The 15,381-nt window shown below is 50.5% G+C and carries 13 protein-coding genes and 1 tRNA gene; 6 read left to right on the forward strand and 8 right to left on the reverse strand.

Annotated elements, in window-relative coordinates:
* Positions 1 to 20: 20 nt before the first annotated feature.
* Positions 21 to 1,493: a DHA2 family efflux MFS transporter permease subunit gene (locus tag PKO01S_RS21050; RefSeq protein WP_127533409.1), complete on the reverse strand. Its 1,473-nt coding sequence runs from the start codon at positions 1,491 to 1,493 to the stop codon at positions 21 to 23.
* Between the two features lie 198 nt (positions 1,494 to 1,691).
* Here PKO01S_RS21050 and PKO01S_RS21055 point away from each other — a divergent pair, with 198 nt between their 5' ends.
* On the forward strand, positions 1,692 to 2,318 hold the full coding sequence (locus PKO01S_RS21055) for a TetR/AcrR family transcriptional regulator (RefSeq protein ID WP_127533410.1): 627 nt from the start codon (positions 1,692 to 1,694) through the stop codon (positions 2,316 to 2,318).
* A 170-nt stretch (positions 2,319 to 2,488) separates the two neighbouring features.
* A complete protein-coding gene (locus tag PKO01S_RS21060; protein WP_127533411.1) occupies positions 2,489 to 3,094 on the forward strand; it encodes a DJ-1/PfpI family protein in 606 nt (201 codons plus the stop codon).
* Between the two features lie 455 nt (positions 3,095 to 3,549).
* Here PKO01S_RS21060 and PKO01S_RS21065 read toward each other — a convergent pair whose 3' ends face one another.
* The gene (locus tag PKO01S_RS21065) at positions 3,550 to 4,344 is read right to left on the reverse strand and encodes a peptidylprolyl isomerase (protein WP_174818602.1); all 795 of its coding nucleotides are present in this window, start codon (positions 4,342 to 4,344) and stop codon (positions 3,550 to 3,552) included.
* A gap of 171 nt (positions 4,345 to 4,515) precedes the next feature.
* On the opposite strand from PKO01S_RS21065, the gene PKO01S_RS21070 reads away from it, so the two are divergent.
* Positions 4,516 to 4,785, forward strand: coding sequence for a hypothetical protein (locus PKO01S_RS21070; RefSeq protein ID WP_127533413.1), 270 nt, complete (start codon positions 4,516 to 4,518; stop codon positions 4,783 to 4,785).
* Positions 4,786 to 4,830: 45 nt separating this feature from the next.
* Here PKO01S_RS21070 and infC read toward each other — a convergent pair whose 3' ends face one another.
* From infC to PKO01S_RS21090, 5 genes are all read right to left on the reverse strand, one after another.
* Entirely contained in the window at positions 4,831 to 5,328 is a 498-nt protein-coding gene (gene infC, locus PKO01S_RS21075; protein WP_127533414.1) for a translation initiation factor IF-3, read from the reverse strand.
* Between the two features lie 27 nt (positions 5,329 to 5,355).
* Entirely contained in the window at positions 5,356 to 6,312 is a 957-nt protein-coding gene (locus tag PKO01S_RS21080) for an AraC family transcriptional regulator (protein ID WP_127533415.1), read from the reverse strand.
* 254 nt (positions 6,313 to 6,566) lie between these two features.
* Complete coding sequence (locus tag PKO01S_RS29635) at positions 6,567 to 6,689, reverse strand: hypothetical protein (protein ID WP_281278942.1); 123 nt, start codon at positions 6,687 to 6,689, stop codon at positions 6,567 to 6,569.
* A gap of 249 nt (positions 6,690 to 6,938) precedes the next feature.
* Complete coding sequence (locus tag PKO01S_RS21085) at positions 6,939 to 7,916, reverse strand: alpha-E domain-containing protein (RefSeq protein ID WP_127533416.1); 978 nt, start codon at positions 7,914 to 7,916, stop codon at positions 6,939 to 6,941.
* Positions 7,917 to 7,937: 21 nt separating this feature from the next.
* Positions 7,938 to 9,404 (reverse strand): circularly permuted type 2 ATP-grasp protein, encoded by a 1,467-nt coding sequence (locus PKO01S_RS21090; protein WP_127533417.1) that lies wholly within the window; start codon positions 9,402 to 9,404, stop codon positions 7,938 to 7,940.
* Between the two features lie 345 nt (positions 9,405 to 9,749).
* Here PKO01S_RS21090 and PKO01S_RS21095 point away from each other — a divergent pair, with 345 nt between their 5' ends.
* From PKO01S_RS21095 to PKO01S_RS21105, 3 genes are read left to right on the forward strand one after another with little or no spacing between them, the layout of a single operon-like run.
* Entirely contained in the window at positions 9,750 to 12,479 is a 2,730-nt protein-coding gene (locus tag PKO01S_RS21095) for a response regulator (RefSeq protein WP_127533418.1), read from the forward strand.
* Between the two features lie 17 nt (positions 12,480 to 12,496).
* Positions 12,497 to 13,369 (forward strand): CheR family methyltransferase, encoded by an 873-nt coding sequence (locus PKO01S_RS21100; protein ID WP_307719847.1) that lies wholly within the window; start codon positions 12,497 to 12,499, stop codon positions 13,367 to 13,369.
* Positions 13,341 to 15,128: a PAS domain S-box protein gene (locus tag PKO01S_RS21105; protein WP_127533419.1), complete on the forward strand. Its 1,788-nt coding sequence runs from the start codon at positions 13,341 to 13,343 to the stop codon at positions 15,126 to 15,128. The genes PKO01S_RS21100 and PKO01S_RS21105 overlap by 29 nt, the downstream gene beginning before the upstream one ends.
* 159 nt (positions 15,129 to 15,287) lie before the next feature.
* On the opposite strand, the gene PKO01S_RS21110 is transcribed toward PKO01S_RS21105, so the two are convergent.
* Positions 15,288 to 15,364: transfer RNA gene (locus tag PKO01S_RS21110), tRNA-Pro, on the reverse strand.
* Between the last annotated feature and the right edge of the window lie 17 nt (positions 15,365 to 15,381).

Genomic DNA, 15,381 nt, shown 5'->3' on the forward strand with positions numbered 1-15,381 from the left:
ACTCCAACTACTCGTTTCGATTAGTGGCCGCCCATCATCATCACTTCTGGCTTCTCGGCACCTTCGCCGGAACCGCCAGGCTGACGCTTCGGACGGCTCAGCAGGAATCCGAACAGGACGCCGGCTGCGCCGATCCATACGAGCACTCCGAACGTGTCGCCGAACGAGTTCGACATGACTTTACCCATTTGCTCTTGACCGAGCTGAGGCAAGTAATGCTCAACCTTCTTATTCAGAATCGTCGTCAGAATGGCAATTGCGAACGACGTTACAACTTGCTGCATGGCTGCCGTCAAGGACGTAACGCGGCCGACAAGATCAGCTGGCGTCGATTGAATAATGTGCGTGTTAAGCGGCATCATCGACAAGCCCATGCCTGCGCCAAGCAGCGCGAGCGGGATCATCAGTTCCACCGTGCCCGACTCCGTCGAGATGCCAGTCAGCAAGTAGCCGGCAACCGTAACGATCGCAAGACCTGCGACGACGAGCGGACGCGCGCCGATTTTATCGAACAGCTTGCCGCCCAGCGGCATGAAGATCGTGGACGCGATGGCCATAGGCAGCATCAGTACGCCTGTCTTCAACGGTCCGTAACCATTCGCTTGCTGCAGGAACAGCGGAATCAGGAACATCGTGCCGAACAGTGCAACTTGGGATACCCATTGAACGATAATGCCCTTCGTGAAGTTGCCCGAACCGAATACGCGAAGCTCCAGAAGCGGTTGCTTGCGGCGCAGCTCGGCAATAATGAAGATAATCAAAGAAACAGCACCGATAATGATTCCGTAAATTGTTTTGTCCGAACCCCAGTCATTGCCGCCTTCGCTAATACCGTAAGCGAGCGCCGAGAATGCGATTGGTCCGAAGATAATGCCAAGAATGTCTAGCGTAGGCACTTGCTGACGTCCGATTGCCGGGAGCGTCTTAAGGCCGATCAGTACGGCGATAACACCGACAGGTACGTTAATCAGGAAGATCCAATGCCATGTTGCGTCCTCAATCAGCCATCCGCCGAGAACCGGACCGAGAGCTGGTGCCAGCAGCATCGGAATGCCGATCATTCCCATGACTGCGCCGACTTTGCCCGGAGGCGCCAGACGGTACGTGAACGCCATCGCGATTGGAGCAACCATGCCCCCGCCTAAACCTTGAATAACGCGGTAAATAATAAGTTGTTCAACCGATCCAGCCAGTGCACACAGCGCCGAACCTACCGTGAACAAAATAATGGACAGAAGGAAAATGTTCTTCGCACCGTAACGGTCCGACAGCCAGCCTGCCAGCGGGATAACCGCCGCTTGTGCCAGCGCATAGCCGATAACCGTCCACTGAACGGTATTCATCGTCGAATCGAAGTCCGTAACGAGGCCCGGAATCGCGACGTTCATTGCCGTACCATCGAGAATAACCATGAACATCCCGACGATAATCGCGAGCAGCGGCGCGATAATCGAGCTGATCGACTGTTCTTGTTTTATTGCCTCTTTCGTCATTGCTCTACTCCACTCCTTTGTTTCCTCTATTTCTGAAATTGACTGCCTATGCGGATCGGGTTACAATGATAGCATTGATCTGACACATAGCAAGCAGATTCCAATTACGCATCCTGCGGACAATTGTCCGCTACGCTTATTGAATAATAGCGGACAATTGTCCGTTTGTCAATTCAAAAAAGGGAGAGAATTGAACCAATGGTGACGCCCAAACGAAAGGACGCTCAACAACTGACAGAGCTCATACTGGATACGGCGCGCGATTTGTTCACGAAGTTCGGAGTCGATTCCGTTAGCATGCACCAGATCGCCAAGGCAGCCGGCGTAGGACAAGCTACGCTGTACCGCCGGTATACGCAGAAAGGCGATCTCTGTCTCGAGCTGATCGACGACCACTTCAACCGCTTCAAGAACGATATCGAGCAGCTGCTCGCATCGATTCACGATCAGCCTGTTCTAGATAGACTGAAGGCCGTGTTCCGCAGGCTCGTCGTATTCGCGAGCGACGAGACCGCTCTGCTGAAGGCCATTCACATATCACTCGTACACAATCGCTGCATCGAGAACGACAAGCGCACCTTTTTTACGTCGCCACCTTATATGTTTCTTCACAGCACGCTCACGCACTTACTTAAGGAATCACAGGACAGCGGTCAGACCGTGCCGTTCGATCCTGCTTTCACTGCCCATATTTATATTGCCTCACTTGCTCCATTCACATTGCAGCATCTGAGCGAAGATTATGGCATGTCGACAGACGCAATCGTGGAGCAGCTGCTTAGAACGCTCATTTGCCCGTTGTTTAAACCGAATAACCCGGAATAGACCTTTTCAAGGCTATCCGGGTTATTTGTCACTTAGGCACCCTTTTCTGAAAGCGCTTAATTTCGACATAGACAGGACTTGCGCCCTCCTTCTGGCGATTCATTGACGCTTGTCTGTGCTCCTACGATAATGGAATAGGTAGATCCAACCATTCCCAGAGGAGTGATATCATGTCCGGCAAAATTCTTATTCTGACCGGTGATGCAGCCGAAGTGCTCGAAGTGTACTATCCGTATTTCCGGATACTCGAAGCAGGGTACGAGGCGGTCATCGCGGCACCGCAGAAGAAAGTTCTGAACACGGTCTGTCACGACTTCATCGAAGGCTGGGATACATACACAGAGAAACCGGCACATCGTCTTGCGGCTGATATCGCTTTCGCCGATGTCGACCCTTCCGAGTATGCCGGCATCATCATTCCAGGCGGTCGCGCACCGGAGTTCATCCGCAACGATGCTGACCTGCCGCGAATCATTCGTCACTTCCTCGAAGAAGAGAAGCCGGTTGGCGCGATCTGCCACGGCGCGCAAGTATTCCTCGCCCTTAACGACAACAGCTTCTTCCAAGGCCGCACTCTAACCGCTTATAATGCTTGCCGCCTCGAAGTGGAGCGTCTTGGCGCAACCTACGCCGAAGAAACGCTGCATGTAGACGGCAATCTGATCTCGGGTCATGCTTGGCCGGATCTGCCGGGCTTCATGCGCGAGTTTCTAAGCGCATTGCAGAACAACCGCCAATCGTCCGACTTCGAACAACAAGCCTCGAACGCGATTTAATATAGACAAACCAAGGGCCGTCTCCTAGGAGACGGCCCTTGGTTTGTCGTGGCGGCAGTTAGTCATTGGTTAAGTCGGGGTTAGAGCAAGAACAAAAGGCGGGTGTGCGTTTTGCCGCTTTATCTTCATTGCATTAAGTACAACGAATACGGTTGCTTAACGACCTATAATGCCGTTTCGTTGCATTTCATACAACGAAATAATGAGGCAACCCGCCGAATTGGCCTGATTTCAACCTTATCGAAGTTTCCTCATTGTATGAATTACAACGAGTCTCCCTGAGCGTTAATTAACCTCTTCACTCATGGTATGAAATACAATGAGCCCGCTCCGCAACACCACATCTACAAGCAAGCGTTAACTCCGATCAAATGAACTTCGCTTCTATGGTCATACATTACTGCCGTGGAAATCCGGCGTCGTCGGACGACATTCCGGTCTCCACACGGCATGACCTATGACACTTCAATAACAACCGACTTGATCTTCACTGGAGTGACCGGCGTGCTTGTTTCCCCCGTCATCTCGTTTACTTTGACTTTAGATTTGCTGATCGCATGCACGACATCAAGCCCTTCGGTCACTTTGCCGAAAATCGAATAGTTCGGATATTGGTTCAAGTTCTCGCTGTCCGTACCCGTGCAAATGAAGAATTGGCTGCCGTTCGTGTTCGGACCCGCGTTCGCCATCGCGACGATGCCGTCCTCGTACTTATGGCCATTGTCCAGTTCATCCTCGAACGAGTACCCTGGGCCGCCTTGTCCTGTCCCAAGCGGATCGCCCGATTGGATGACGAAATTATCAAGGATGCGGTGGAAAATAATATCGTTATAATAACCGTCCTGCGAAAGCGTAACGAAGTTGTTCACCGTCTTCGGCGCGTCCTTCGCGAACAGCTCGATCGTGAACGAACCCGCTGTCGTCGTCACTTTGGCCTTGTACGTTTTCGCGGTATCAATCGTCATCTCAGGCGCCTTCGTATAACCTTTGCCCACTCGAATCGTCGCTTTCTTCGCATCGTAGTTGACCGGTTTACCAATGGACTCCGACACGAAACGGAGCGGTACGTATGTCGTTCCTTTATACAGGAACGCACCGTCTCCTGGCGGCTTCTTCTCTACCCCATCGAATAAAAACGTAATCTTCTTGAAATCTACCACGATCGTCCCGCTCGCTGCATACGCCGTCGCCGCACTGAGGAGCAGTCCGACCAACAGCCCGATAACGAGCCCTTGCAGTCGATGTTTCAAAGTTAACTCCCTCTTTTCAGTTGGATTGTACATGCCATTCGGCACGACCTTCAATTATTCGACGGAATCGCTCTAAATCCCTGCACGCTTCATGAACGAACCTTTACTCATAGGACAACCGGTAGCAGGCATACATCATAAGGTCATCCCATCCGAGTTAGGAGGAATACCGTGCTGCGTTCCAATCAAGAAATCCTCATCGTTGTCGTCCCGATGTCTGCGATCCGGGAATTCATTGCTGTCGATATGATCGGAAGCACCGCATTCTATTACACCTTGAAGCTGGCGCTCCGTAAGCTTATATTCGTCGATATCTTCGCCATCGCCGGGAGTATTATACTGCCCATTGTGTACAAACAAATCTTTCACCGCAAACCGTCAGCTGAACAGGAACGCACCAAGAAGATCCCTATGAATAAAGCGTCAGGCACAATGGCCTGACGCTTTATTCTGTGCCCTTCCGTCTCGCAACGCTCGGTCCGTAAGTCAGACTGCGGGATTGATGCGGACTGCTGCCTGCTTGCCGCTTACCTGAATGCCCGTCGCCTTCGTACCGGCCGGAGCCAGATCGGCGGACAACCGCTCCAAAAGCTGCTTCGCCGGCGCCTGTTCATGCTTGCCTTGAAGCCGCACGACGAGCAGGACAGCATTGCCCGATGCAAGCAGCTTCTCTGCTTGGCGCCGCTTCGTATCGTAATCATGCTCCTCGATCGAGGCGGACAGCCGCAGCTCCTTCTCCTTCGCGGGCTGCTCGCGCAGCCGCTCTTCCCGCTTCTGCTGCGATTGCTCCTTCTTCGCCTCGCCGCGGGAGACTAGCTTGCACGGCGGCGGGAAGCTCATCGGTGAAGTGCAGACCAGATCCGCCTTCAACTGCTTCGCCATCGCAAGCGCCTCATCCCTGGATACGATGCCGAGTGATTCGCCTTCCAATCCGGTCAAGTCCACTTCCTTGGACTTGATCTTCTCATTCATTAACAAACTCATGTCTGCTTTCTTCCCTTTCGCTGCCTCTTACGAGATCCCTGCGAAGAAGAGTACCCGATTCGGCGGAATCGGCGTCTCTCCCTTGCTGGCCGGATACAGACCGCGGTTTCTCGGATTGTAATATTTTTTGCGGTATTGCGTTGCCGTAACGCCTTTAACCGACTTGAACACGCGGCAAAAATAATTCTCGTCAGAGAACCCGACCGCGTACGCTACTTCTTTCACAGTTGTCTCATCATACAGCAGCAGCTGGCATGCCCGTTCGATCCGGCGCTGAATAATCATCTCGCGCGGCGTACGTCCCGTATGGCGTGCGAACAACCGGGTGAAGTGCTCATGCGTCCATCCCGCTCTCTCCGCAAGCCCTTCGACTGTCAGCGGCTCTTCCAAATGCTCTTCGATGTAATCGATTGCCTTCACGATTTGCGGCGGTACCGTCTGCTCTCTCTCCATCGGACAGTCGACGACATAACCGTTCAGTTCTTCAAGCAGAGCGAGCAGCAGCGAACTTCCCCGAGTCTGCATGCGAGTCGGGTAATTATACGCTATATTAAGCATCTGCGTCATCATGCTAACATGCAAATCATCTGTTTGTACAATACGCGCTGGCCCAATATCCCTTAAAATCGAGAGCAGCCGATTCTCCGCATCCTCGTGTTTCTCGAATCCGAAATGGACGAACAAATGCCGTGAAGGCTGAGAACTATCATAACGATATTCATGCCACTCGCCAGGCCGCGTAATAATGAAGCATGGTTCGGCAAGCGAATAGGCCCTTCCTTCAACTATATATACGCCACCCGTACCTTCGGGAAAATAGATCAATTCATAATCTCTTATACGTCTAGGCTTCAACCCTGTGCCGGCTTTTGCCACCAAGTCACCCGCAGTATGAATTGTCGGAAGAAGTGGTTCTCCCGATTGATGCGGCTTATATACATGCTTTCCTGTATTCAAATCGCAAGCTTCTGCCCAGTTTCCCATCCTTCGATCGTCCCCTCCCGATAGCACGTATACGACATCCAGTTTATCCAGATTGTCGGCAACTGCCTTGTCTGTATTCTCTACATGGTGTTAATAATGTATGATTGTTACTTCATTTACTAGCATTATTATCACGTATGGAAAGCGTATTCACAATGGAGAAGTCAGGTAAATATCTGGAGTAATTTGATCTGGTCATTTCTGGGCGCGAAAATGAAAAAACCGCTGTAGAAGACAGCGGCGGCAAAACTCATCTATTCATGATCGGGCTCGTCCCATTTGCGCGAGTACGCTTTCTTCGTTACCCACAACGTAACCCACGCAATCGCGATCGTAATGATAACTGCGGCAACCCATACACCAGCTGGCACACCCATGCAACCCGCCTCCTCTCTTCTCGCTTCATACGAATGCAGCTTGCTCGCTACGATCATACCGCATGCTTGTCCGTTAAGCAACGAAAGGTCAAATTCTGTCACAAAGAAGTTCGAATACCGGGTGACTCTACAAATAAATAGCCCGCAAGCTGGTCTTGGACCAAACGCCTGCGGGCAATGCTTCATTACAAACCGTTTTCTTTAGTTCCACTTCTCGCCGAACTCAACCAGCAAGAGCGACCTTTTCCTTTAAGCTCCTACGTGAACATCGGACAAGAATGCTGAGGCAGCAGCATTGCCTAACCGTCCCGAGGCGAGCAGCAGCCGGCTCAAATCCGCTGCTGTCACATCTGATTCTCCGCCCGCCATACTTGCAACGACCGACTGTATCGTTCCCGACAGCTGGACCGCCGCTTCAGCTATCGCATTCCCCCCGTCCTCTTGGAGCTGCAGCTTCTCGAAGTGACGGCCTAGGGCTGTTAAAGCATACTGCACCGAGTGCGGGAATTGGCCGTTCATCAGCATAAATTCCAACGCCTTTTCGAACGTAACGTCCGCTGCATGCAGCCTGCGAAACGCTTCAAATCCGCCGACGGACTTCAACAGCACAACCGTACGTTTGTAAGAGTACGAATGGCCCTCGGCGGCTGGTGCTTTGCCAATCTGCCGATGAACAGCACTAATGATTCGCAGTGTATTATCCGTCCGTTCCACGTATTTGCCTGCTTGAATGAAATCCCATTCCTGTCCCCGGATCATGATGGAGTCTACGGCACCGCTTAACAGCGTTGCCCACTCCCGCACCTTCTGATAGAACAGATGCGGAGACTGAAGCATAATTTGACTCACATTCTGATCCTTGAGCCATATGTAGAACGAATTGATCATCTCCCACAGCTCGGCAGGGACCAACTGGCGCAGCGTTCGAATATTGTTGCGCGCTTGCTGGACGCAGGCGAATATCGAATTCGTGTTGGACCGCTCGAACGTCAAGAAATGAAGCACGGTCAACTCATTCGTGCCCGCATTGATATTGGAGTACAGCTCTTCGAACCGCCGTACTTCGCCAGTCGTCTCGACCAGCCTTTCCCATATATACTCCCGGTCCTGATGACCGTACAGCTCATGCCTCATATGATAGTTCACATCGATCAATCTCGCATAGTTTCCGACTCTCTCCATATAACGTCCTGCCCAAAATAACAACTCTGCGTACCGGTTCATCATGATCCTCACCTCTGTTCCTTCCTATATTAATATCCACGTATCCTTCGTTCCGCCGCCCTGCGAGGAGTTAACAACTAGTGAGCCTTCCTGCAGAGCGACTCTCGTGAGTCCGCCCGCGACGACATGAATGTCCTCTCCTTTGAACACGAACGCCCGCAAATCGATATGACGCGCGCACACTTCCGAATCGCTGAGCGACGGACTGCATGACAGCTTCATCGTCGGCTGCGCGATGAACCGCTGCGGATCCTGTCTTATTTTTTCCGCGAAAGACTCGAGCTCCTCTTCGGAAGCCGAAGGTCCGATCAGCATGCCGTAGCCTCCTGATAACGACCTCTCCTTAACGACCATTTCAGACAGTTTACTGAGCACATATTCGCACTCATGCGGCCGGCTTAAAATATAGGTCGGCACATTGTTCAAGATCGGCTCTTCCTGCAAGTAATAACGAATCATATCCGGCACGAAAGCATATACCGCCTTGTCGTCGGCCACTCCCGTTCCCGGTGCGTTAGCCAGTGCGACGTTGCCCGCGCAATAAGCTTCTATCAAGCCCGGAACGCCAAGCATTGAATCTTCCCGGAACGCATGCGGATCCAAATATTCATCGTCGATCCGACGGTATATAACATCAACCTGACGCAATCCCTGCAAGCTTTTCATATAGACCTTCTTGTCGATGACCGTCAAATCTCTGCCTTCCACAAGCTCGATCCCCATCTCTTGCGCAAGGAAGGTATGATCGTAGTAAGCTGAGTTATATTCTCCCGGTGTCAGAAGCACAACAAGCGGGTCCGGCTTTCCATTCGGCGCAAGCTTCCGCAGACTGTGCAGAAGCGCGTTCAACCCTTCTCCGATATCCCTTACGCGGTGCTCGAAGAACATTTCCGGGAACAGATTCATCATTAAGGCACGGTTTTTATAAACGTAAGACAGTCCGGACGGCGATCTGAGGTTGTCTTCCAGTACATAGAAGGCCCCTGTCTCGCTTCGAATAATATCAATTCCAGACAATGGAATATAAGTATCGTTCGGTATATTCAGGCCTGTCATAGCTGGGACATAATAAGGATTGCCCTCGATCATGTCACGCGGTACGATGCCGTCCTTCAGAATGTTCTGCTGATGATAAATATCGTGTATAAACCGGTTTAAAGCCTCCACCCGCTGCTTCAATCCCCGTTCCAGCAACGACCATTCTTCCGCCGTCATCATTCTGGGTATCAAATCGAACGGAATCGTCCGCTCCAGTGATGAATCTTCGGAATTATCGCTATATAAAGTAAACGTGATTCCTTGCGTCACCATCTCGGACTGCATCACGGCATGACGTTTACTAAGCTCATCGATTCCCATCCTGGCTAATATTTTCATCATTGTTCCATATGGCGATCGCACTTTGCCATGCTGATCGAACATTTCATCATAGAATACGGAACTGCCATAATTGGCGAACAAATGCTTGCGCTTCATCATCAGCATAGCCATGACGGTACCCTCCTAATTTCATTTCTTCTCACCATCAAGCGTAACGTTTCATTACACCTGAAACATGTGTTTAGTATAGGATAGGCCTACTATTGGAGTATGTCGAAATGAGCTATTGAAGTTGTGACAATTCTGTGACAATTTAGACTGATTTCAATAAAACCGTTCATCGCTTATGTTAGGTTACATGACAAACACAGGTTATCGATGTAACATATAAGAACAGATAATCTATCATATTAGTTCAATTCGACCGAAATCAGTTTCTACCTGACATATAGCTCATCTGCCGGATTTTGATCGTGCTTCCACGGTTTGATATCCATTAATTGGGGGAGAAATGGCATGAAACTAACAATCGGCACTAAGCTTCTTACCGCCTTCTTACTCGTGTCCTTATTCGTCGCTGTTGCCGGCGGCGTATTCTATTACTATATGAATAAAGTAAACGATTCCTACTCCAACCTCATCGATCAGCAGGTTTCCGTACTTGCCGCAACCAAAGATATTCAAATCTTGGTGCTGCAGCAGACGAACGACCTCCGCGGATATTTATTAACCGACGATGCCTCCTTCCTCACAAGTCTTCAATCCTCTAACAATCTATTGAACAAACGTGTCGCAGAGACCGAATTGCTTGTTACTCATCCGGATACTCAAACACTGGTGCAAGAGCTTGCCCGGTTGAACCAGCAATTTCAGCAGCAATCTCATCGAATGCTGGACGATTATGAAACTTTCCGCAACCAGGAAAACACGCTCGATTTCTTCAAATCGGAAGTGCTTCCGATCGGCAAACAGCTCAGTCCATTAGCTGCTTCGATCTCCGACCGTCAGGAGCAATTGATCGGCGAAGGTATCGTGCACAATGAGAAGGTTGTCAATTGGGCCAACAGCACGACCCGGCTTATCGGCTTGATCGCCTTCATCCTTACCTTGTCGCTTGGCTTCTTTATCTCAAGGCAAATCACGGGCAACTTGAACCGGGTAACGAACGTCATCTCCAGCGTTAAGACCGGTTACAATGCAAGCGAAGGATTGCCCCGCATCGAGATCCGTTCCAAGGACGAGATCGGTGCAATCGCACTTTCTTTCAACGAAATGGCCACGACGCTGGATAAGTATTCCGCCTTCGAACGGGACAAGACATGGCTGGAAACAACGATCGCCGAGCTCGTTACGATGGTTCAGGGTGTCCATGATTTGAATTCGCTTGCGCAATTGTTTATTACGAAGATTACACCGCTGACAGGCGCAAGCCTGGGCGTGTTCTATATCCGCTCCAGTGCAGGAGGCCGGATGCATCTGACGAAGCTGGCTTCGTACGCTGCATCTTCGTCTGGAACGGTCAAGAACAGCTTCCAATTCGGCGAAGGGTTAGTCGGACAAGCCGCTGCTGACAACCGAGCGATTATCCTTACTGCGGTTCCAGAATCGTATATACCGATACGTTCAGGAACTGGAGAGGCGCTCCCCGCTAGCATCATCATCATGCCCGTACAATTCGAAGGGCAAGTCGCGGCCGTTATTGAACTCGCTGCCTTTACGCCATTTACACCTATTCAGATGGAACTGCTGAATCAAGTGCTGAACCATCTGGGCATCACGATCCACAGCATCGCGGGACGTATGCAGATCGAGCAGTTGCTTCAAGAATCACAAGCATTAACAGAGGAGCTGCAGTGCCAATCGGAAGAGCTTCAACTGCAGCAGGAGGAGCTAAGAGGCATTAACGAGAAGCTGGAGGAGCAATACAGAAACTCCGAGCAGAAGACCAAAGAGCTGGAGCTTACGAAGCTGCAGCTGGAGGAAAAGGCTAGCCAGCTGGCGCTGAACTCGCAATATAAATCTGAATTTCTCGCGAATATGTCGCATGAGCTTCGCACACCGCTTAACAGCCTGCTCATTCTGTCCGATATTTTGTCCAACAACACAGAAGGTAATTTAACGGCTGCTCAAATCAAATACGCTCACACGATTCACCAGTCTGGCAATGATCTGCTTCGTCTAATTAATGATATTCTCGATCTGTCCAAGGTAGAATCCGGTATGATCGAGCTATATCCGGACGAAGTTCAACTTCGGTCTATCTGTGAACTGGCCGAGCAGCAGTTCTCGCCTGTCGCCGATAAGAAAGGACTGTCATTCCGGACAGAACTTGATGCCGGGCTTCCTCCCATGCTGTATACCGACGAACAGCGCTTGATGCAAATTGTTAAAAATCTGCTGTCCAACGCGTTCAAGTTCACGTCGCACGGGCAAGTAAAGCTGCGCATTCAGCAAGCGACGAGCTCTATGCTAGAGCAAGCCAGCCGGACGGCTCCGCTTCTCTCAGCCATCGCTTTCTCAATTTCGGACACTGGTATTGGTATTGCGAGTGACAAGCAAAACCTCATCTTTCAAGCGTTTCAACAAGCGGATGGCACAACCAACCGTAAATACGGCGGCACTGGCTTAGGGCTTTCGATCAGCCGGGAGATGGCCCGTCTGCTAAGCGGCAGCATCATCGTTGAAAGCGTAGAAGGCCGAGGCAGTACTTTCACGCTGCTGCTTCCCGATACGGACTTCCGTACACAGGAGCAGGCGCTGCCTCTTCTGGTGGACACAGCAGCCGCGGCGTACGACGTAACAAAGCCCGATGAACTTCCGCTGATTGAGTCTTATCCTTCCGATCTTCCGATCAAGAAGGAGCCCTCCGATATGTCAGGCCGGACGGTGCTGATCGTCGACGACGATATGCGCAACATTTTTGCCATTACAAGCGCTCTTGAGAGCCGTCAGATGAACGTGCTGTTCGCCGAGAACGGCCGGGAAGGAATTGCCTCGCTGCAGCAACATCCTGCCATTGATCTGGTGCTGATGGATATTATGCTGCCTGAGCTGGACGGCTACGATACAATGAGAACGATTCGTTCGATGCCGCAGTACGCTTCACTGCCCATCATTGCGCTAACGGCGAAAGCCATGAAAGACGACCGGGACAAATGTATAGAAGCCGGCGCATCCGACTACATTAGCAAGCCAATCGGTTTGGAGCAGTTATTTGCGATTTTGCAGCATTGGATGTGCAGATAAGAGGAGGATGGCGAGGCTTGTACAATTATAATTACCAAGATCGAATCATCATGGTCCCTGCCTCCGAGGATATTGATCCGCTTGAACAGATCGAGATCGAACTGTTCCTAGAAGCGCTGTACAGACATTGCGGATTCGATTTCCGTAATTACGTGTTCCAATCGATTCGGCGCCGAATCTGGCACCGCATCCATGCCGAGAACCTTACGACCGTTTCCGGGCTGCAAGAGAAAGTACTTCACGACCGTTCTGTACTGAACAAAATATTAGCTGACTTCTCGATCAACGTGACGGAAATGTTCCGGGATCCGTCCTTCTTTCTCGCCTTTCGCCAGCATGTCGTTCCTCTTCTGCGCGATTTCGACTGCATCCGGATCTGGCATGCAGGCTGCTCTACCGGCGAGGAAGTATATTCAATGGCCATTCTTATGCATGAAGAGGGACTGCATCACAAGACCCGTTACTACGCGACCGATATGAGTGCACAGGTCGTCGAAGCAGCGAAACAGCGGGCATTGCCGATTGATCGGCTGCAAGCCTATTCGAGCAACTATTTGCTTGCAGGCGGCACTAGATCGTTAAGCGACTATTTCAGCTTTCAGCATGGCCAGGCTGTAATTCATCCTTTTTTATCGGAACCGATCCTGTTCGCGCAGCACAACCTGGCAGTCGACCACTCGTTCAACGAATTTCACGTCATTGTATGCCGCAATGTTATGATCTACTTCAACTCTGCCCTGCAGAACCGCGTACATGGCCTGTTCTATGACAGCTTAATTTCTTCCGGCTTCCTAGGTCTTGGCACGAGAGAAAGTATCGCTTATACGAGCCATAGCGCTTTATATAAGGAGATGGATCCCATTGAGAAACTATACAGAAAAATCGGATGACTCCCCAGAGAAAGTCAATATACTGCTCGTTGATGACCGTGAAGAAAATCTGATTGCTCTAGCCGCCCTGCTGGACAAACCGCAATATGAGCTGTATACCGCGACCTCCGGACTTGAGGCGCTCCGGTACGTATTATCCGTGGATTTCGCCGTCATCCTGCTTGATGTACAGATGCCGGGGATGAATGGTTTCGAAACTGCTAGCCTCATCAAATCGCGTGAGAAGTCTACTCATGTCCCTATCCTATTCGTAACCGCGATTAGCCAAGCATCTGAGAATGTGAAGCAAGGCTATGCAGTCGGTGCAATCGACTACTTATTCAAACCGTTTCATCCCGAAACCTTAACGTTAAAAATCGAAGCTATTGTCCGCATGCATCAATATCAGGAACAGATCAAGCTGCAAAATGAACTGCTCCGCATTATCGGCGATACCTCTAATGATACGATTATAACAATGGACAAACTCGGTACGGTCATAACCGTGAATCGTGCCTCTAAGCCAATGTTCGATTATAATCCGGAGCAACTGATTGGCAAGCCTATCAATAAGCTTGTACCGGAGCTCTATGAACGTTTAACAGAGGAAGATGCAGGGAACTCCATTATTGAGACGAATGCAGTCCGCCGAGGCGGGCATCGATTCCCCGTCGATATCCAAGTCGGTGAAGCGAAAGTCGATAACCGGCATATATTCGTCTGCTCCGTTCGGGATGTTACGGAACGTAAAGCCTTGGAGGAAGAAAGGTTCCGCCGTATTTTTGATGCAGCGCCTTCATTAATTTGCGTCCGCTCTCTGAAGGACCGCTCGTACTTGAACGTGAACGACAGCTTTCTGCAAACGACGGGGTACAGTTCAGAGGAAGTGTTGCATAATCCGGGCTACGAGCTGCAATATATGATCGAAGAAGACCATCTGCACTCCATTAACGAAATGATGGGCAACAATGCTCCCGTCCGGAATATTAAGATCAGTTATATGACCAAAACCGGCGAGCTGCGCGAAGGACTAATGTCCACCGAGCGTATACAACTGCATGGCGAATACTGCCTGCTCACCGTTATTACTGATATTACGAAGCAGCTGTTTCTGGAGAAGGAGATGGTTCGTCTCGACCGCCTGAATCTCACAGGCAAAATGGCCGCTGGAATTGTGCATGAAATTCGCAACCCGATGACGACCGTGAGAGGATTTCTGCAGCTATCCAAAAACTACTCGTCCGAATATACGAACATTATGATCGAAGAACTGGACCGCGCTCACAATATCGTCTCCGAGTTTCTGTCCGTTGCAACGGCCCATACGACGAACCGTAAGCTGCATCAGTTGAACTCTGTTATCGAAACGTTGTATCCGCTCATTCATTCCAAGGCACTCTGCAGCAACCATTCGATACAATTAGATTTGTCACCTTGCCCAGCTCTTCACTTGGATGAGAAAGAAATCCGTCAGCTGCTTCTTAATCTAACGCTCAACGGACTTGAAGCGATGCCGAGCGGGGGCGAATTATCGATCAAAACCTATTCTGAGCACGATCTCATCGTCATGGAGATTCGGGATCAAGGCACTGGTATGAGGGAAGAAGTACTGGAGAAGCTCGGCACTCCATTCTTTAGCACGAAAATAAATGGCACCGGTCTTGGGCTGTCGGTATGTTATGGCATTGCAGCGCGGCATGACGCTGAAATTAAAGTCACCTCCAGTGAGCAAGGAACAACGTTTTCCATTCAATTCAAGCAGCGGCAGCTCTCGATATAATGTTGCCATGATACACATCGAGACCCCTTCGATAACCGGATTGGCTTGGCTCAGCTAATTACAACATATAAATCTTCGATATAAATAAACAAAGAGCCTTCAGATAACTGAAGGCTCTTTGTTATGTATGATGACGGTTATAGTCCGCAAAGTTCTAACTGGTCGGGATGACACGATTCGAACATGCGACCCCCTGGTCCCAAACCAGGTGCTCTACCAAGCTGAGCTACATCCCGTTATTCAGTTGTTGAAA

The sequence above is a fragment of the Paenibacillus kobensis NBRC 15729 genome (genome assembly GCF_004000825.1).
Classification (GTDB): Bacteria; Bacillota; Bacilli; order Paenibacillales; family Paenibacillaceae; genus Paenibacillus_T; species Paenibacillus_T kobensis.